Consider the following 19920-nt stretch of genomic DNA (forward strand, 5'->3'; position numbering starts at 1 on the left):
TCTGCTAAAGGTGCTTGGCTTCTTGTTAGCCAACCATTTCTCTTTTTACCTTTAGAGCCTACCACACAACTTGAGTTTATATAATCACGCAGGAGCTGGCGTAATTAAGACGGAACTCCTTGGGGGTACACCCCTTCTCGCGTTTGAAAATGCGGTTGAAATAGGACAGGTTATTGAAACCGCACTTGTAGGAGATCTCCGAAATCGTTTCAGTCGTGTCGATCAGCATGCGGGACGCGTGGCCGAGCCGAATCTCGTTCAGGCTCTCGATAAAGGTTTTCCCTGTGCGTTTCTTGATGAACCGGCTGAAGGACACCTCCGGCATGTTCACCACTTTCGACAGGTCTGCCAGTGAGATGTCTTTGTCGTAATAGGCTTGCATGTACTCAAACGCCTTCTCGATACGGCGGCTGTAATAGCTGAATTGCTCCGAGTTGAACGAGCTGTTGGACAGCGTGCGCATGTTGCGGGAGAGCGACAGGTCGTGCAGGATCGAGATGAGCTCCAGCACCGAGTCGAAGCCGCTTTTCTGGGCCAGTTGCTCGATCCGGGGCTTAAAGGCCTCCTTTGTCTCCCGAGAAAAAGAAATGCCCTTTGAAGATCGCTCCAGCAGCGTCCGGATAAAGCTCAGCTGGTTGCGCCGCAGAAACTTATCGTCCAGCAAGTCGCGGTGAAACTGTATGGTTACCTCGCTGATGCGCTCGCTCTGGCAATTGTGCGTGAACCAGCCGTGGGGCAGGTTGCTGCCCACCAGCACCAGCTCCAGGTCGTCCAGTTCTTCCATGTGGTCCCCGACAACGCGTTTGGCGCCAGCAGCGTTCGAGATCAGGTTCAGCTCAAACTCCTCGTGGTAGTGCAGCGGGAATTTAAACTCCTGCTTGTTTCTGGAAAAGATCGTGAAGCAATCGTTCTGGGTCAGGGGCGTGATTTCTCTGTAAACAGTCGTCATAAGTCCTCTACTTTTAGGGCGGCACCTCCCGCTACGCAGGATTGTGCCGGGAAACATGGTGAAACAAGAACAGCAGCGCCAGCATGCAGGGCACTCATACCTGGCAGGCGGTATAAACTTGGCTATACCCCCACGGCCACAGGCTTACGCGCATAAAAGACGGTGTGTGGGCACCGCCCTAAACTGCAAATCCTGTTGCGTATAACTTCTCAGGATAAGGCAGCCGCTACAACTAAATGGTTAAACTTCGTTTCGTGTTACTAATTAACTATAATGAAAGCAGATGTATGCAAGGGTACGATGAATTAGTCAAGTATTTGATAAAATAGTATTATAAACGAGGGGTAAATCTATCTAGTTTTGTAATGTGAGGTATAAGCGCCTCATTGCATTAGTTTGTTGCTGTAATGTGCTGGATACCCATGGTTTATCTAAAATGATATGACACCGGGTACCCGAAGTCCGGTAATGCCAGCAGTAACCTGTAACGAAAGAAACCTGGTGGCGTGTCCGAAAGCCATCCGAATAGTATAACCGAAATGCCATGTCCCGAATCGTTGTTGCCTTCATGCTCGCCTCATGCTTTTTGCAGGTATCCTGCTCCCGGAAAATGCAGTTCGCGGCCTCCAAGAGCCTGCCGGTGAACCTGCAGGCCACGCAGGAAACCCGTCATCTGTATGCCAACCTGAAGCAGCTCTCGAAAAAGGGCGTGATGTTCGGCCATCAGGATGACCTGGCCTATGGCCTGGGCTGGAAATACGAGGAGGGAAGGTCTGACATCAAGGACGTGGTGGGTGACTACCCCGCAGTGGTTGGCTGGGACCTGGGCCACCTGGAGTTGGGCAGTACCATGAACCTGGACAGCGTGCCCTTTGACCAGATGCGCGGCTTTGCCCGGCAGGTATACGAGCGGGGCGGACTGAACACCTTTAGCTGGCACCTCAACAACCCGCTGGACCCCGCAAAAACCAGCTGGGACCCGATGGACTCCACCATACAGCGGCTGTTCTCAGACCCGGCTGCCCTGAAAGTATATGATGGCTGGCTGGATAAAGTGGCGGACTATCTCACAAGCCTCAAAGGCCCGAACGGCGAGCTGATTCCGGTGGTGTTCCGGCCGCTGCACGAGCATACCGGCAGCTGGTTCTGGTGGGGGCGCAACCACGTGTCGCCGGAGGATTACAAGAAAATGTGGCGCTATACCGTAAAACACCTCCGCGACAAGGGCGCCAACAACATCCTGATCGCCTATTCCACCGACCGGTTCACCTCCCGCGAGGATTACCTGGAGCGCTACCCCGGCGATGACTATGTGGATGTGCTGGGCTTCGACCTCTACCACCGCCCCAGAATCGATTCCACGGATACCTCACCGGCCCCCGACACAGCCTTTATCAGAGATGCCCGCCGGATGGTGGAAACCGTGCGCCAACTGGGGCAGGAGAAAAACAAGCTATGGGCCTTTACCGAAACCGGTCTCGGCAACCTGCCCCTGGCCAATTGGTGGACCAGCACGGTGCTGCCGGTAGTGCAGGATGCAGGCCTTTCGTACGTGCTGGTATGGCGCAACGCCAACAACAGCCATTACTTCGCGCCGTTCCCGGGGCAGAAAAGCGCGGAAGACTTTAAAAATCTCTATAACCGCCCGGACGTGTTCTTCATGAAAGACGTGCAGGCAGCGGATATTTACAGCGCACCGCCCAAAGGCAAACAGAAAAAGCCCGTCGCGCTGGGCGACAATTAGCTGGCCATATAGCCAGGCACCCGAACCGATATATACTTCCATACATACAAGATCAGCTAAAAGATATCATACATGAAACTAACCGCGATTGACGTAGGCATTGTGCTCCTATACCTGGTTGCCGTCGCCTCGATAGGCCTCATCATGCAGCGGAGGGCGAAGGTGAACAAGGATGCCTACCTGCTGGGCGGCAACACCCTGCCCTGGTATGCCCTGGGCCTGTCCAACGCCTCCGGTATGTTCGATATCTCCGGCACCATGTGGATGGTGATGCTGTCTTTTGTGTATGGCCTCAAAAGCATCTGGATCCCGTGGCTCTGGCCTTCCTTCAACCAGATTTTCCTGATGATGTTCCTGGCGGCCTGGCTGCGCCGGTCTAACGTAACCACGGGCGCTGAGTGGATGCTGACCCGTTTTGGCAGGGGAGGCTATGCCAACAAATCGCATGGCATCGTGGTGGTGTTCGCGCTCATCAGCTGCCTCGGCTTCCTGGCCTATGGTTTTATCGGGTTGGGCAAGTTTGTGGAGATATTTGTGCCCTGGGCGTATGTCCAGCCTTATATCCCATTTGAGGTGGCCGCCGAGTTTGTGCCGCACTTTTACGGGCTTGTGTTTACCTCCTTCGCCGTTTTCTACTCCATTCTGGGGGGCATGGCCAGTATCGTGTGGGCCGATGTGCTACAGTTCGTGATCATGACTGTGGCCGCCGTGGTAATCGGGGTGATGGCCATGAACAACCTCGACACGGCCGCTCTAAACGTGCCCGAGGCCTGGAGAACGCCTTTCTTCGGGGCCACGCTGCAGGACCTGGACTGGACTGGGATTATCGATGAGGTGAACGTGAAGATAAACCAGGACGGCTACTCCATGTTCGGGGTGTTTTTTATGCTGATGGTGTTCAAGGGTATCCTGGCCAGTGTGGCGGGGCCAACGCCGAATTACGACATGCAGAAGATCCTGTCGTCGCGCTCGCCGCAGGATGCCGCCAAGATGAGCGGGTTCGTGTCGCTGGTGCTTATCCCGACGCGCTACCTCATGATCATCGGCTTCACGGTGCTGGCCCTGCTCAACTACCAGCAACTCAATTTGCAGTCGCCCTCGGGCATCGACTTCGAGCGGATATTGCCGGCCGCCATCCAGAACTTTGCCCCGACCGGGGTGATGGGACTGATCCTGGCGGGACTGCTGGCGGCTTTCATCGGTACTTTTGCGGGCACCCTCAACGCGGCGCAGGCCTACATCGTCAACGATATTTATTTAAAGTACGTGAACCCCAACGCTACCAACACCACGGTCAGCCGCATGAACTATACCACCGGCGTGGTGGTGGTGCTGATCAGCGTGGCCATCAGCTTTTTCGCCAAAGACGTGAACACCATCCTGCAGTGGATCGTGGCGGGGCTGTATGGGGGCTATATCTCGGCCAACGTGCTGAAGTGGTACTGGTGGCGCTTCAACAGCAGCGGCTTTTTCTGGGGCATGCTGGCCGGTATCCTCCCTGCGCTCATCTTCCCGTACATATTCGACGGGCTGGACCTCTACTACTTTCCGCTGTTGCTGGTGATCTCGCTGGCCGGAAGCATCATCGGCACGCTCACCTCGCCGCCTACCGATGTGGAGACCCTGAAAAGCTTTTACCTGAGTGTGCGCCCCTGGGGATTCTGGAAACCGATTGCGGAGCTGGTGAAGGCCGAGAACCCGGAGGCCACCGAAAACAAGAACTTCAAACGCGATATGTTCAACGTGGTGATCGGGGTGTTGGGACAGATGTGCCTGACGCTCGCCCCGATCTACCTGGTCATCCGGATGCACACCGAGCTGTACGTTACCCTGGGCATCCTGCTGGTCGTGTGCCTGATCCTGAAGAAGACCTGGTGGGACAAGCTGGATCAGAACAACGCCGCCATCCCGAAACACAAAAAAGACGCGCTCGTTACCCGATAGCGCGCCTGCTGTCAGCGACCTGCAAGCAGGGAATGCCGCTGCAACCTAACAATTTAAACACCGATAGTATACGCTTGTCATGAAAACTGCCTTCAACAAAAGACTGGTGCACCTACAGAGCGCACACCAACGCCTGGTTACACGGCAAAACGAGAAACAGCCTTTGGGCAATGGGGTGTACGACCGGTATACCTACCCCATCCTGACGGCAGCGCACGCGCCGCTCACCTGGCGCTTCGACTTTAACCCCGACAGCAACCCATACCTGATGGAACGCATCGGCGTGAACGCGGCTTTCAACGCGGGTGCCATCAAACTGAACGGCAGGTACCTGCTGGTGGTGCGCGTGGAGGGTATGGACCGCAAGTCTTTCTTCGCAGTGGCGGAGAGCCCCAATGGCGTGGACAATTTTCAGTTCTGGGAGCGCCCGATCACGCTGCCGGAAACAGACGAGCCCGACATCAATGTGTATGACATGCGCCTGACGCAGCATCAGGACGGCTGGATATACGGACTTTTCTGCACCGAGCGCAAAGACCCAAACGCGCCGCTGGGCGACGAGTCGGCGGCCAACGCGCAGTGCGGTATTGCCCGCACCAAAGACCTGATTACCTGGGAGCGCCTGCCCGACCTGAAAACCAGCTCGCCGCAGCAGCGCAACGTGGTGCTGCACCCTGAGTTTGTGCAGGGCAGGTACGCACTCTATACCCGTCCGCAGGATTCCTTCATCGAGGCGGGCTCGCGCGGGGGCATCGGTTTTGGCCTCGTCGATTCGATGGAAAATGCGGTGGTGCCGGAGGAAATCATCCTGGACGAGAAGCGCTACCATACCGTGTATGAAGTGAAGAACGGGCAGGGGCCGGCCCCGCTCAAAACAGACAAAGGCTGGCTGCACATGGCGCACGGCGTGCGCAACACAGCCGCCGGACTGCGCTACGTGCTGTATGTTTTCATGACCGACCTCCACGACATCACCAAAGTGATTCACAAACCCGCCGGATACTTTATTGCCCCGGAAGGCGAAGAGCGCGTCGGCGACGTGTCGAATGTGGTGTTTGCCAACGGCTGGATCCTGGACGATGACGGCACGGTGTTCATCTACTACGCCTCCTCCGACACCCGCATGCACGTGGCGACCTCAACGGTGGATCGCTTGCTGGATTATACCGTCAACACCCCCGAAGACGGCTTCAGGTCTGCCGCATCCGTGCACCAGATCAACGACCTGATCAACCAAAACCTGGCTTACCTCGAGGCAGCCAACGCAGAACCGGTAGCCCACCACGAAGGGCTTGTGTAGGATGGCCGTAGCAGAAAAAGGCACCGGCCATACCCTTGCGGTATACCAGCAGGAGGCTGCGGCAGAGCTCACCCGCATTCTGGACTTCTGGATGCTGTATGCACCTGATGAAGCGCACGGAGGCTTTATCGGCCAGATGGACAGCCAGGGCCATATCGTGCCGGATGCCCCAAAGGGCGGCGTGCTCAATGCCCGCATTCTCTGGACGTTCTCCGCTGCCTGCCGCCATACCCAAAACGAAGGATACCGCCTGATGGCCGACAGGGCTTATACCTATCTGCGGCGGTATTTTCTGGATAAAGAATACGGTGGCACGTACTGGTCTGTGGATGCGCTGGGGAATCCGTTGAGCACCCGGAAGCAGGTTTATGCGCTGGCTTTCACCATTTACGGTCTCACGGAGTATTACCTGGCAACCCGGAACGAGGCAGCGCTGGAAACATCAAAAGAGCTTTTTAACTGGATCGAGCAGCATAGTTTTGATCCGGAGCAGGGCGGTTATTTCGAGGCGTTCAGCAGGGAAGGGGAGTTGCTGGAAGACTTGCGCCTGAGCGAGAAAGACCGCAACGACCCCAAGACGATGAACACGCACCTGCACATCCTGGAGGCCTACGCCAACCTCTACCGCGTGTGGCCCGACAAGCACCTGGCGCAGCAGTTGGAAGGCTTGTTGATGCTTTTCCTAAAGAGAATTGTAGCTGCCGACGGCCACATGAAGCTGTTCCTGACAGCTGACTGGGTACCTACCGCCGATCTGGTGTCCTATGGCCACGACATCGAGGCTTCCTGGCTATTGCTGGAGGCGGCTGAGGTGCTGGGAAAGCAGGAACTGATCCAACGGGTAAAAGAAGTAGCCGTTCAGATGGCGCAGGTCACCGCCGAAGCCCTGCAGCCCGACGGCAGTTTATACCATGAGCTCAACCGCACAAACGGACACACGGACACCCACCGCGAGTGGTGGGTGAGCGCCGAGGCGATGGTCGGCTTCCTGAACGCCTATCAACTGACACAGCAAGCGACTTTCCTGGAGCATTCGCGCAACGCCTGGGCGTTCTCAAAAAAGCACCTGCTGGACAAAGTGCGAGGCGAGTGGATCTGGGGGGTATACGACGATTATACCTCCATGACAACCGAGGACAAGATCGGTTTCTGGAAATGCCCTTACCACAACGCACGGGCCTGCCTGGAGGTGGTGCATCGCTGCGAGCAACTGCTTTTTAATGCTGAATAAGTGTAACTTAGCGTAAGGCACAGCGCGCCCTTATGCTGTGAAAATGAAAAACCGCTTTTAAAGATCATACCTGATGATAAGAAAATCAATTCTCCTTCCCTTACTGGTCGTGTTAGGTTTAAGTGTGTCGCACAGGGCGAAAGCCGTGTCTGTGCCGGCTATTTTCGGCAGCCACATGGTGTTGCAGCAAAAGGCAGAGATCACGATATGGGGCTCTGGCAAATCCGGGGAGGAGGTGACCGTGACCGGAAGCTGGGATGCGCAGCCCATCAAAACCAAGGCCAGCAACCAGGCGAAATGGCAGGTAAAGCTAACCACGCCAGCCGCAGGCGGGCCGTATACCGTCACCATCAAAGGCTACAACACCATTGTGCTGGAAGATGTGCTGGTGGGGGAGGTATGGCTTGCCTCCGGGCAGTCGAACATGGAGTGGCCGGTTGGTGGCGGGATAGAGAAAGGCGAGCAGGAAATCCCGAAGGCCAATTACCCGGAGATACGGTTTTTCAGCGTGGCGCACCAGACCGCCGACGGCCCGCAACTCGACCTGCAGGGGGAGTGGGTGGTGAGCACCCCGGAAACGGTGAAGAACTTCAGCGCCGTGGGCTACTTTTTCGGGCGGGACGTGCACCAGGCGCTCGATGTGCCGGTGGGCATCATCAACAGCAGTTGGGGCGGCACGCCGGGGGAGGTATGGGTGAGCCCCGGGACAATCGCCGGCGACCCCGTGCTGAAGGCAGCAGCGGCAACGCAAAAGGAAGTGCCGTGGGGGCCTATCCAGCCGGGTAAAGCCTACCATGCCATGATCGCTCCGCTTATACCCTACCGGATTGCCGGTGCGCTGTGGTATCAGGGCGAGTCGAACACCGGGAGCCCGGAAGCCTATGCCACGCTATTGCCCGCCCTCATCCAGAACTGGCGCACCGACTGGGGGTATGATTTCCCGTTCTATTTTGTGCAGATCGCGCCCTACAAAGACTACGGTCCGCAGGCGGGTGCGATTTTGCGCGATGCGCAGCGCCGCAGTCTGAAGGTGCCAAACACGGGTATGGTTGTGGTAAGCGACATCGGCAACAATGACGACATCCATCCCAGAAACAAAATTGACGTGGGCGCGCGCCTGGCCAACCTGGCGCTACACAAAACCTACGGCAAAACCGACCGCCCTGCCTCGGGGCCGCTCTACCGGGACATGCAGGTGAAGGGCAGCAAAGCAACGCTTTCTTTTGACTACGCGGCCGGTGGGCTGGTGCTGAAAGGCAAAGAGCTGCAGAATTTTGAAGTGGCCGGCGAAGATCACCAGTTTGTGCCGGCCAGCGCCAGGCTCGTGGGCAACACCGTGGTGGTGCAGGCAAAGTCGGTGAAGCACCCGGTGGCCGTGCGTTACGAGTGGAGCAACGCCGTGACGCCCACGCTGTTCAACAAAGCTGGGCTTCCGGCCTCTACCTTCAGCACGGAGAACGAAGCCGTCGTTCAATAATGCAATGTGAACCTTTGTAGTTGTACAGGTTTTAAATTTTTGTAGATGCTATAAATCAATAAGTTACATTATTTCCCTTCTCGGAGAGGGTAGGGGTGGGTTATTTGGTCAGAAGGCCATACCGTCAGCCGACATGTGGGGATTAGGAAATCCCCGGCAGGTGGCTTTCGGGCTGGGAAGCCCGAAAGAGCAGAGTGCAAATTCTACTGATAATGGTATACATTAAAACAGGAACGCCCCGTCTACATGCCGGGGCGTTCCTGTTTCTTAATTGCATCGGAGGGTTATACCTGTCTTCTTGCTTTAAGCACTAAAGAACGGAAGCCGCTTCGGGCCATTCTTTTTGTTTTTCCCCTTACTCTTTTTCTTCTTTTTCGTGGTTTTGCCGTTGCCGCCAGCCAGCATGCCACCCAGCAGTAAGCCGCCGAGGGCGAGTACCCCGGTCAGCACTTTGTCGCGGTGAAGGCTGAGCCATACCTGCGGACTGGAGTAGGTAGCCTTGTCGTCGAAGGTGCCGTGCGCGCCGTGGTCGCCGGGGATCGGCTCCCAGAGGTTGTTCTTGCGGTTCGGGTCTTCCGGTACGTTCGTTTGCTGCCCTTCGAAGCCGGTTTTTGCCAGCACGTAATCAGCAAACCCCGGGGCGATCTTGTTCCCGATGATTGCCTGCAAAGTGGGATAGCCCACACGGTACTCGCGGCGATTGTGCTCGGCGGCATATAAAATGACTTTGGCCGCTACTTCGGGCTGGTAGATCTTGCCCATCGGCTGGGGCTTGTTCGGGAGCCGCGACTTCACGAAGCCAAACTGCGTGGTATTCATGGCCGGAAGCTGCACCATTGTTGCCTGCACGTTGCTTTTGTCGTGCATCAGCTCGGTGCGCAGCGAGTCGTAAAAGCCCTGGATGGCGTGCTTGGAGCCGCAGTACGCCGACTGCAGCGGAATGCCGCGGTAGGCGAGTGCCGAGCCCACCAGTATAATAGAACCGCGGTCGCGGGGCAGCATGCGCTTGAGCGCCGAGAGCGTGCCATATACCTGGCCCAGGTAGGTTACCTCGGTCACGCGTTTGTACTCTTCGGCCTTCATTTCCTTCACCGGGCTGAAAACGCTGTTCATGGCATTGTTCACCCATACCTCAATCTCACCGAGTTCCTGTTCTATTTTCTCCGCCGCTGCTTCCACAGCGTCAGCGTCGGCCACATCCACCGGATAATACGCCGCTTTGCGGCCCATCTCCTCAATCTCTTTTTTGGCGCCCTCCAGGCCATCCACGCCGCGGGCAAGCAGCGCCACGTCATACCCATTCCGGGCAAACTCCCGGGCAATGGAGCGGCCAAGCCCGGCCGAGGCTCCCGTAACAACCGCTACACCTTTGCGGCCTTCATGCTGATTGTATTTCATAGTTTTTTCTGATTAGCTACACTCAATTTCTTTTGCTGATGGTACGCCTGCCCTCGGGGTTAAGTTGTAGGTATGTCAGATCGGTGTTGCGGGCAGCGGATGGGCCACAGGATTTTGGCGCACGATAGGGTATGAAGCAGTATTGCCGATGCCGCTACAGTGGCATTAGCGCCAGGGGTGGTTTGTCAGGCATTGGTAAGCGCATGATATTAAGCCGTTTATACTGGTTTAATATTAGTGGAGGTCTGGTTTAGTATAATAAAAATACGTTTATATATAATATTACCGACCAAATAATGCGTGTTCATTTTATACTTAAAGCAAAACACTATGAAACATTTTATCAAACTTACACTTTTTACGGTTTGCCTGCTCGTGTTCTCGTGCCACGAGGACGACTTCCCGATTCATGTGGGGGGCGGCGATGCCGTTGAGCTCGACCTGGTGGCCGAAAACCTGACTTCGCCGGTTTTCCTTGCCCAGGCGCCGGGTGACAAGCGCAGGCTTTTTGTGCTGGACCAGATCGGGGAGATTCGCCTGATAAAGGACGGAACGCTACAGGAAACGCCTTTCCTGGATCTGAAGAGCAAACTGGTGTCGCTCAATCCAAACTACGACGAGCGGGGCTTGCTCGGGCTTGCCTTTCACCCCGACTACGCCTACAATGGCCGTTTCTTTGTGTACTACAGCGCCCCGTTGCGCGGCGGTGCCCCGGCCAACTTCAACCATACCAGCCATATCGCGGAGTTCCGGATGATGCAGGGCAACCCCGACATGGCCGATCCCTCCTCTGAACGAATCATACTGGCAGTGGACCAACCCCAGGGCAACCACAACGGCGGCACGCTCCATTTCAGCCCGATAGACAAGTACCTTTATATCTCCCTGGGTGACGGGGGCGGGGCAAACGACGTGGGCGTGGGCCACGTGGAAGACTGGTATGCGGAAAACGCCGGGGGCAACGGGCAGGATATCTCCCAGAACCTGCTGGGTAGCGTGCTCCGCATCGACGTGAACAGCGGCATGCCCTACTCCATACCCGGCGACAACCCGTTTGTGGGCAAGGAGGGGCTTGACGAAATCTATGCTTTCGGTTTCCGGAACCCGTACCGCTACTCCTTCGACCGCCAAACCGGCATGCTGGTTTTGGGCGATGCCGGACAGGCGCTGTATGAGGAGATTGACGTGGTGACCAAAGGAGGCAACTACGGCTGGAACATCAAGGAGGGCCGCCACTGCTTTAACGCCGCCGACAACAAGAACCCGCTGGTGCAGTGCCCGGATGTGGACATCTGGGGAAACCTGCTGATAGACCCGGTGATTGAGTTTAAGAACAGCAGCAATTTTGCCGATGGCCTGGGCTTAGTGGTAGTAGGCGGCTATGTATACCGGGGCAAAGACAACTATATCGATCTCGGAGGCCAGTACCTGTTTGGGGTATGGTCGGAGGGGCAGGGCGGTGGCGGCGCACTGTATGCGGCAAACGCAAAGGCCGGCAGCCCCAACTGGCGCTTCAGGAAACTGGACATCGAAAACAACCCGGACCAGGAACTGGGCCACTTTCTGCTTGGCTTCGGAGAGGATAACAACGGCGAGGTATACGTCCTGACCACCGACAACGTAGGTCCACAGGGCAATACAGGCATGGTCTTCAGGGTGGATTAACGCGCCATACCTACGCATATTATGGAAAGACGCAAGGTGAGAGGGTATAAACCGGCTTCCAAACCCGTTTTCCTGAAACGCACAGAGGGCAACCCTACATTGGTGGGATTGCCCTCTGTGCGTTTCTTTTGCGGCGTTTCGCTTCTATTCCTCGCCTTTCTCAATCGGCTCTGCTTCCTCCAGGTGCACGAGGTAGCGCGTGAGCTTGTCCCACTGTAGCGCCTGTATGCCCGCCCAGCCCCCTTCGGCTACCAGCGTGTTCATCAGGGCGCGGTCACCGGCCTCTTCGCCCTGGTTGTTGATGCCCTCGTTTTTTCCGATCTCAAAGGCATGCAGCGTGTTGCCCTCCCGCAAGACCCGGAACGTGCTGCTGGCCTCCTTGATAAAGAAATGCTCGATTGTTTTTTCGCCGTGGCCTATTTCCTGGGGCTTCTCGCTCGGGTGTACGATAAACTCAGCCAGGTTATCCTCAACCCGAATATCTGTAATCTGCACCCAATTCTCGATGGTGGAGGCTGGCAGGATGATCTCTATATAAAACCCGACCTCGGGCCTTTGGGCCGTGGTGCGTTGCCCGTTGCCGTCGTGCAAATGGAACTCCGAGTTGAAACCGGCCATTTTGGTCCACTGGTTCACGTCAAAGAGTTTTTGCTTGGCCCGCTCCAGTTCCTGTATGGCGGTGGCTTCGTCGGCAAACTCATGATGGTTCGTGTAGACCTTGTCTTTCGTCTCCTCGCCCTGCATCACCTTCACTTCTTTTTTCAGATTCTCAAACAAGTCTTTCAGTCCCATACCGTGTGCTGCGTTTCGAATGCTTTAAAATGATTTATTTCAATGTCATAGTCAGAGAGAATACGGTTTGGCAGGGCTGAAGTTGGTGCCGCGCCATCAATTGCAGCGTCTTGGCCGTGGCAATATCCTTTGAGCTGATGCCTCGTATGCAAAGGGGCGTGTAAACGTTCAGAAGTACTTAATTAGCCACATCTATGGACAAAAACGATAACAAAAATGGCCAAGGCGGCCACCACGAAATGGGCATGCGCGGCGTAACCCGACCCATGGCCGAGAAAGAAGTGCGGCAGCACAACAAGGAAATGCACGGCGACGGAAAGGAGAAAGAGGACAAAGGCGACATGAAGATGAGCGGTGAGATGCGCCAGAAAATGTTGGAGATGCATCACATGCAAACCCTCTGGGTATACTGGATGATCATCCTGCTCGGCGCCTGGGTGTTGCTCTCGCCCCTCACCTTCGACTATAGCGTGGGCACGGTGGAGCCGTCCGGTGGGCGCGAGGTATGGCTCTCGCTGGAGCAGCGCATCCAGTTCATGAAGTGGAGCGACATCATCAGTGGGGCCTTGCTGCTGTTTTTCGGGTGGCGCGGCCTCACCCCGAACCGACCGGTCAGCCTCTGGATCTGCTGCTTTGTGGGTATCTGGCTTACCATGGCCCCGCTGCTGTTCTGGTCGCCCACGGCGGTGGCCTACCTCAACGATACCATGGTGGGTGCCCTCATCATCGCCCTCACCATCCTGATACCGGGCATGCCCAACATGATCATGTACATGAAGATGGGCCCCGATACCCCTCCGGGCTGGAGCTACAACCCCTCCAGCTGGCCGCAGCGCTGGATCATGATGGTGCTCGGTTTCTTCGGTTGGGTGGTTTCTCGTTACCTGGCGGCGTTTCAGCTCGGCTACATCAACACCGTGTGGGACCCTTTTTTCGGGGAATCCAGCATGCAGGTGCTCAATTCCAGCATGTCGCACGCAATGCCCGTTTCTGACGCGGGCCTGGGGGCAATTGCCTATACCTTTGAGTTTCTGATGGGGTGGATGGGCGCGCCCTCCCGCTGGCGCACCATGCCCTGGATGGTGGCTGTTTTCGGCATTCTGGTAATCCCGCTTGGTTTTGTGCACATCTTCCTGGTGATCAGCCAGCCGATTCTGGTGGGTGCCTGGTGCTCGTTCTGCCTGCTGGCCGCCATCATCATGCTGCCCATGATTCCGTTGGAAGTGGATGAAGTGGTGGCGATGGTGCAGTTCATGAAAAAGAAAATGAAGCAGGGCGAAGGCTTCTGGAAGCTGTTCTGGAAAGGCGGCACCATCGAGAGCGACGCAAAGGACGAGGCACCGGAGCTGATGGCGTTTCCGCAAAAGCCGGGGCCTGTGTACAGTGCGTCTATCTGGGGTATAAGCTTCCCGTGGACACTGGTGGTATCGGTGTTGCTGGGCGCTGCGCTGGTGGCGGCCCCGGCCTTTTTTGGCGTGGGTATACAGGAAACCGCCGCAGACGTGTTCCATCTCTGCGGCTCCCTGATCGTGGTGTTTGCAGCGGTGAGCATGGGAGAGCCCATGCGCATTTGCCGGTATGCCAACATCCTGCTGGGCCTTGCCCTGGCGGTGGCTCCCTGGTTTGTGAGCGGCAACACCACGGGCCTGGGCATCACGGGTGTGGTGCTTGGCCTGGCAGTGGCGGCGCTGTCGTTGCCGCTGGGCCCGGTTACGCAGCGCTATGCCGGTTGGAACGCTTACATTAAATAAACGCTTCCTTCGGCTGTGCCATACCTGTCTCCCTGTCGCGTTTACGATGAGGCTTGGGAGCAGGTATGGTGCCCGCCTGCCGGTGCATATACCAACGCAGGAAAGTAAATAAAACGAAACCATTCAGTCCATACCAAACCCGAGCCCGTGGAGGAAATCAAAGATCAGGAGATAACAGAGCAGGAAATTGAGGAGCGTGTACGGCAGCTGCTGTTCGAAAACATGATTGAGGGTAGCAATGGCGGTTACACGTTTCACTATACCAAGCCTTCGCCCGACACCTATCCCTTTCAGTATTTCTGGGACACCTGTTTCCATGTGAACACGCTCACCAGCCTGGGAGAGCACGAGATGGCCAAAAAACACATCCGCAGTCTGTTTTTGCTCCAGGATGAGGACGGGTTTGTGGGGCACATCCTTTACTGGAAGCATCCCTTTCCGGCACGCATCACAGATATTTTCCAGCTTCGGCCCAAGGATTTGCTCCGGCTGCACAAACCCCACTCGTCGGCGCTGATACAGCCGCCGCTGGTGGCGCAGGCCGTGGAGCGCATCTACCAGCGCACCCACGACAAAGCCTTTCTGGAGGAGATGCTGCCCAAGCTGAAGCGCTACTATAAGTGGCTGATGCAAAACCGCGACTTCGAGCAGGAGGGCCTCTTGTCAATCATCACGCCCTACGAATCGGGTATGGACTGGAAGGCGAGCTATGACCCGGTGCTGAATTACAGCAGGGGAAAGGCGGGCAAAATGCTGTTCCTGAAAGTGATGTGGCTCGAGATGGGCAACTTCCGGCGTGGGTATGATTTGAAGAAGATCTACGCCCAGGACAATTTCATTGTAAAGGATGTGGCCTTTAACACCCTTTACGCGCTGAACCTGCTTGCGCTGGCAGACCTGTGCGCGGAGGCAGGCGATACGGAGCAGCAGTTTTTCCGGGACAAAGCGCAACAGTGCAGCGCCAGCATCCTGAAGTATATGTATAATGCCGAAGATCAGGCGTTTTACGACCTCGCGGGCCACAGCATGCGACAGCTGAAGGTGGCCACGGCTACCGTTTTCTTCCCGGTGGCGCTACCTAACATACCCGATGCGGTGTGCAAGGCGGTGCTGGAGCGGCACCTTTTTCACAAAGACGGTTTCCGTGTGCCATACCCAGTGCCCTCGCTGTCGGTGCATGAGCCCGCCTTCGACCCGGGCGAGTCAGTATACATCTGGCGGGGGCCCACCTGGGTCATGTTCAACTGGTTTATGCACCGCTTCCTGCTAGACAAAGGGTATACCCAAGAGGCAGCGGAACTGCTGCGCAGCGTGAAGGAATTGATTGCCAAAAGCGGTTTCCGGGAGTACTACAATCCGTTTACCGGCGAGGGCCTGGGCGCGCACAGCTTTACCTGGTCGGGGCTGGTTCTGGACATGATGCAGGCCCAGAACGGTGCCTCAGCCAACTGATTTCACAGTTCGTGGCTGAATTGTCTAGCAAAATGTTGAATAAATGTATTTTTATGCTTAACTCATTGGGAAAGTGTTCGTTGGAAATAGAGGAAGGATTTGTGTTGAACGAACAACCATAAAACGGTGGAACCAATGGGAGACTTTTTTTTAGGTATGGGGATTATCGGCATGCTGCTGGGCCTGTTGATCCTGATTGTGTATGTATGGAGCATCGTGTGGTCCTACAAAGACGCGGAGCAGCGAAACAGGCCGGGATGGCTGGTGGCCATTGTGGTGGCATTTCTGGCCTGGCCGCTTGGTTTATTCGTGTGGCTGCTGGTGCGCCCAAACCATACCAAGGCTTATCACCGGCACAACCATTTGTAGCTTACTTTCTGTTGATCAGGTAGGCTCCCAGGATCAGGCTTGCCACCCCGGCCAGCCGTGTCAGCGTGATGGGGCTTTGGCGTACGCCCAGCAACCCGAAGTGGTCGTAAATGAGCGCTAGGATAAACTGGCCAGCCACCACCAGCGAGAAGATGTTGGCTACACTCAGCCGCTGCACCGACAGAATCACGACGGTGATAAAAAATGCGCCCAGCAAGCCCCCCGACAGTTTGTATACCTCTATCTCGGAGAACTGCTTCAGGGTGGGTATTTCCTGCCGGGTCAGGAGCACAAGCGTGCCCAACACGAGCGTGCCAATGCTGAAAGAGATAAAAGCCGTTAGCAGCGGGCTATGTACCGCCGTGCGCAGTTGCCCGTTAATAGCCGTCTGCGTGGTAACCGCCATACCGGCCAGAAAAGGGAGTAGAAGAATCCAGTTGAGGGAGATTGAAGGCATAAAGAGAGATTTTTACACCTGAAGTTAACAAATTTCTCAAGTATAGTTTTTTATACTTCCTTAGCCCCTTTTATACCCTCAATCGTCAAAACGATTTTATTGCCTTTCAAAGGGTATAGAAGTTACTCTTAGTTTTGGAATCTAAACTGGAGAAGCACTAACGCAGGTATAGCTTGTACACCTCATTTTCCGCTACAAATATCACTTCCTGGGGGCAATTTGGTTATGAAATCATAAAATTAAATATACGGCACAAATGATTGGGTATAAGGCTATGTACCAGCTACTTTACACCGGAATGCTTTCCGTCCTTGCCAAATAGCGGAAATGCCACTGATAGATTCAACCTTAAACCACTCCAGCCTGGCTCCAGGGATTTACCGTCGGCGTTGCGGGTCAATTTATTTTTCGGCTTGCCGGGCTCATGGAAGGGGGCGCTTGCGCTGGCCATATACCCTACACTAAGACGCAGCGGCAGATGAACCACTGGGTACTGCAGCCCCACGAAAGGCTTAATGCCTACACCGATGGCTTTGAAAGTGTCCTCACTTTCAGCGGATTCAGTATAAATGCGCCAATACTCTTTATGCACCAACTTGCTGAAAAAGGCGTTCAACTCCATACCACTGAAAAAATGAAGCTTGCTCTCTCGAATGGCATAATGTGAGTAGAGCATGCCACCCACCGCGTTGTAACTCATCAGGTCATCGATCAGGATCTCGCCGGAGTAATCCCGGTAACTCACGCGGCCACCCGTTGAGCCATGCTCCACGAAAATGCCTGCACGCGTATTTTCATTCAGGTCTTTCAGCACGTTTGCACCAAACTGCACGTATGGCCCGAAGGTATCGGTGGTTTTGGCATCAATTCCAGATGTATGGACCGCCTGTTGCTGCAGTTCCTTCATCGACTTCATGCCAAAGGTGCCCGCACCCGCCCTAAGCTCCAGGTATACGCCCGACTGAGCGGCAGCATCGAACACAAGCGGCAACAGGAGCACAAACAGATATAAATTCAGCTTTTGCATGGCTTAGAGGGGGATGTACCGGTCGGAGGAGAAAATCTTGTCTTTAAAAAGGAATATGTCAATCCCGTTTTGTGCCAGCTTTTGTTTTCGCACAAGCCTGCCTGTCTCGAGGTTGTAAACGTAAAGGGTGTTTTCGGCTGTTCCGTAGAGGAAACCGGAGGCAGCGTCTATGCTGAAGCGATTGAGTTTCACTTCAGTAGCGATTGCCGTTTGTAATGCTCCACTGTGTATCGCGTAAAACTCCAGCCTCGTATCGGTTTGAATCCCGTACCAAGGCTTATCTGGATGGAAAATCAGTCTTAAAGTAGTTTCGGTGTCGCCAATTGCCTGCTTTTGCCAGTTGCCATTGCCCTGCTCCACTAAGTAGGCATCGTATATGCGCAGGGCTTTGCCGTCCGGACTTATAGTGGTTTCCCTTGGATACGCGGCTGAATGCTGCTGCTTAAGCAATTTTTTCTGGTGCATATCCACCACATATATAGAGTCCCTGTACGAAGAGGTTTTGGCGCCTATCACCAGTCTGTTCGTGTTGCTGCAGCCTTCTAAGCTGATGTTACCATAAAAGCCATCGGCACTCAACAGTGCTTGTATACGGTAGATCGCAATTGATTCAAGTGTGCGCGGGTCGAGTTTATACACTGTATCATTTTCTATGGCATACACATGCTGGCCGTTGGCGGAGACTGTTAAATGAGGGAATTCGGGTGTATGGAATGAAGTCCTGCGCTTGTGTTTGACTTGGAGCGTAGAGGCGTCTGTCACTTCCAGCCAATTATCCTTACCCGTATAGAACAGGTTTTCCTGCGTGTTTACCCAAAGGCTGGCCAGCGGTTGAGGCCCCCAGGCAGTTCCATACCCAGCTACCTTGTTGTAGGTGGAATGCGTATTATAGTAATACTCTTTATTGACTTTTTTGGGATAAGCAACCAGCCGAAAGGCGAAATCAGTACCGAAACCAGGGTCCTCAAAGGTTACGACCGTGTCTGTTTGAACTTCAGAGAGATAGCTTAACCCCTGCGGGGAAGTAAGGGCGTAGCTTTCGAAGTTTTTGTAGAAAGGCGTCGTGGTGAAAGCCACTGTAAGCCGATGTGCGGCATCGTAGCTTTGCTGTACGATTGTGGGGAGCGGGTAATGATACGTGTAAGTAGGCCCTGTAGTATATTTGTCGTAACTGTCCTGCAACTCGGACACGGTAATCCAATAACTGACAAGGCCGCCAATATACGTGGTGTCACGCCAGGAGGTCTGCTTCACGTCTGAGATGGAGGCCATCAACTCCAAGGGGCCTCCTAATCTTATACGGTAGAGTTCATACTTGGCAAATGTCCGCCAGCTGCTCTGTTGCCACTCAAGGCGGAGTGTTCCGTTCTCGGGTTCAACCTTTGTGATGGCTACCGCCGCAGGAGGGCCGTTTTCGATGTATATGGTCCAGGTACGGTATACCTCTAGCACCTCCGCGCCAACCTTATCGGCCAGGCTGCCTGTGCCCGAGTTACCCTGCGCCGAAAGTTGAAGGGTATGGAAACCGTTGCCGTAGTTACCAGAAATAAAAGCGTGTGTATCAGCGTCTTTGTAGCCTTCAGTGAGCAGCGTGCCATCTAGCTTCAACTGGTACATTCGCAGGGCTCGGCCAGGCAGCGAAATCGAAAAGTCAAACAGGATCAGACCGCGGACATAGAGCGTGTCCTTATCCGGGTGGAGGGTTAAATCTGCAAGCACCGCCGGCTTCGGGTTGATCTCCTCGTAGTGCTCTCCAGAAGGGCTGTAATCACAGGAAAAGAACAGGAACGGCAAAGCCAGCACCAGTAGGAGTATACGTTGTTTCATAGGCTGATAAAATAAATTGGGGGGCACTCTGTGCGAGCAAATATACACATTAACAGGATGTTGCCAATTTTTTTTATCAGTGCAATTTTTGAAGCTACCTTGCCTTTTGGGGTTAAGAATCGACTTTTGTAAAGGATTGTAAAGTGCAATTTAATAGTTCCCCCTGACACGCAAAAAGCGCTGTGCCCCGAGCCTCTGTGTTATCAACATCACTCCTTTTCAACGATTGGATTTTTAGGGTGTTCTCCTTTAGAATGGCGCAATGCTCCAGCGCTGCGCAGTGCACCGCTGATAGAGTGCTGTTGGAGTGCTGTGCTGTGCGATGATCCGGCCTTGATCTTATACCAATATCAATTGATAAGCGCATACAGCGTTGCCTTTCATTAGAGCAATTCCCCTCGTGGGGGTAGGGGCCCTCTTGGGAGGGTAGGGTCGTTAAGTTCTAACGAAAATTGTCCCCTTGAGGGGACCGCAGGGGTGTAAAGCCAGCGAAAATAACCTTCCGCAAAGAGCAAACACCCCTCTAACTCCCCTCAA

15 protein-coding genes are annotated in these 19920 nt (G+C 54.9%); 9 read left to right on the forward strand and 6 right to left on the reverse strand.

Going from position 1 to position 19920, the window contains the following annotated elements:
* Positions 1-76: 76 nt before the first annotated feature.
* Positions 77-949, reverse strand: coding sequence for an AraC family transcriptional regulator (locus MKJ04_RS17975; RefSeq protein WP_241643054.1), 873 nt, complete (start codon positions 947-949; stop codon positions 77-79).
* Positions 950-1493: 544 nt separating this feature from the next.
* On the opposite strand from MKJ04_RS17975, the gene MKJ04_RS17980 reads away from it, so the two are divergent.
* The 5 genes from MKJ04_RS17980 (at position 1494) to MKJ04_RS18000 (ending at position 8645) form a co-directional block, all read left to right on the forward strand.
* Positions 1494-2693: a glycoside hydrolase family 26 protein gene (locus MKJ04_RS17980; RefSeq protein WP_241643055.1), complete on the forward strand. Its 1200-nt coding sequence runs from the start codon at positions 1494-1496 to the stop codon at positions 2691-2693.
* A gap of 72 nt (positions 2694-2765) precedes the next feature.
* A complete protein-coding gene (locus MKJ04_RS17985; RefSeq protein ID WP_241643056.1) occupies positions 2766-4637 on the forward strand; it encodes a sodium:solute symporter family protein in 1872 nt (623 codons plus the stop codon).
* 79 nt (positions 4638-4716) lie between these two features.
* Positions 4717-5937 carry a glycosidase gene (locus MKJ04_RS17990; RefSeq protein ID WP_241643057.1) on the forward strand — a complete coding sequence of 407 codons (1221 nt, stop codon included), beginning with the start codon at positions 4717-4719 and terminating at the stop codon, positions 5935-5937.
* Position 5938: 1 nt separating this feature from the next.
* Positions 5939-7168 carry an AGE family epimerase/isomerase gene (locus MKJ04_RS17995; protein ID WP_241643058.1) on the forward strand — a complete coding sequence of 410 codons (1230 nt, stop codon included), beginning with the start codon at positions 5939-5941 and terminating at the stop codon, positions 7166-7168.
* Between the two features lie 73 nt (positions 7169-7241).
* A complete protein-coding gene (locus MKJ04_RS18000) occupies positions 7242-8645 on the forward strand; it encodes a sialate O-acetylesterase (protein ID WP_241643059.1) in 1404 nt (467 codons plus the stop codon).
* Positions 8646-8948: 303 nt separating this feature from the next.
* Here the strand turns inward: MKJ04_RS18000 and MKJ04_RS18005 are convergent, their stop codons facing one another.
* Positions 8949-10043, reverse strand: a complete 1095-nt coding sequence (locus MKJ04_RS18005; RefSeq protein ID WP_241643060.1) for an SDR family oxidoreductase — start codon at positions 10041-10043, stop codon at positions 8949-8951.
* Positions 10044-10373: 330 nt separating this feature from the next.
* Here MKJ04_RS18005 and MKJ04_RS18010 point away from each other — a divergent pair, with 330 nt between their 5' ends.
* The gene (locus MKJ04_RS18010) at positions 10374-11708 is read left to right on the forward strand and encodes a PQQ-dependent sugar dehydrogenase (protein WP_241643061.1); all 1335 of its coding nucleotides are present in this window, start codon (positions 10374-10376) and stop codon (positions 11706-11708) included.
* Between the two features lie 144 nt (positions 11709-11852).
* Here the strand turns inward: MKJ04_RS18010 and MKJ04_RS18015 are convergent, their stop codons facing one another.
* On the reverse strand, positions 11853-12500 hold the full coding sequence (locus tag MKJ04_RS18015) for a hypothetical protein (RefSeq protein WP_241643062.1): 648 nt from the start codon (positions 12498-12500) through the stop codon (positions 11853-11855).
* A gap of 194 nt (positions 12501-12694) precedes the next feature.
* Here MKJ04_RS18015 and MKJ04_RS18020 point away from each other — a divergent pair, with 194 nt between their 5' ends.
* The 3 genes from MKJ04_RS18020 to MKJ04_RS18030 all read left to right on the forward strand — a co-directional run bounded on the left by MKJ04_RS18020 (position 12695) and on the right by MKJ04_RS18030 (position 16072).
* Complete coding sequence (locus tag MKJ04_RS18020; protein ID WP_241643063.1) at positions 12695-14251, forward strand: vitamin K epoxide reductase family protein; 1557 nt, start codon at positions 12695-12697, stop codon at positions 14249-14251.
* Positions 14252-14398: 147 nt separating this feature from the next.
* Positions 14399-15703: an amylo-alpha-1,6-glucosidase gene (locus MKJ04_RS18025; RefSeq protein ID WP_241643064.1), complete on the forward strand. Its 1305-nt coding sequence runs from the start codon at positions 14399-14401 to the stop codon at positions 15701-15703.
* Between the two features lie 135 nt (positions 15704-15838).
* Positions 15839-16072: a hypothetical protein gene (locus MKJ04_RS18030; protein ID WP_241643065.1), complete on the forward strand. Its 234-nt coding sequence runs from the start codon at positions 15839-15841 to the stop codon at positions 16070-16072.
* A gap of 1 nt (position 16073) precedes the next feature.
* On the opposite strand, the gene MKJ04_RS18035 is transcribed toward MKJ04_RS18030, so the two are convergent.
* From MKJ04_RS18035 to MKJ04_RS18045, 3 genes are all read right to left on the reverse strand, one after another.
* On the reverse strand, positions 16074-16529 hold the full coding sequence (locus MKJ04_RS18035) for a DMT family transporter (RefSeq protein ID WP_241643066.1): 456 nt from the start codon (positions 16527-16529) through the stop codon (positions 16074-16076).
* Positions 16530-16812: 283 nt separating this feature from the next.
* Positions 16813-17556, reverse strand: a complete 744-nt coding sequence (locus MKJ04_RS18040) for a hypothetical protein (protein WP_241643067.1) — start codon at positions 17554-17556, stop codon at positions 16813-16815.
* A 3-nt stretch (positions 17557-17559) separates the two neighbouring features.
* A complete protein-coding gene (locus MKJ04_RS18045; RefSeq protein WP_241643068.1) occupies positions 17560-19383 on the reverse strand; it encodes a YncE family protein in 1824 nt (607 codons plus the stop codon).
* Positions 19384-19920 lie beyond the last annotated feature (537 nt).

The organism is Pontibacter sp. E15-1, from assembly GCF_022601975.1.
Classification (GTDB): Bacteria; Bacteroidota; Bacteroidia; order Cytophagales; family Hymenobacteraceae; genus Pontibacter.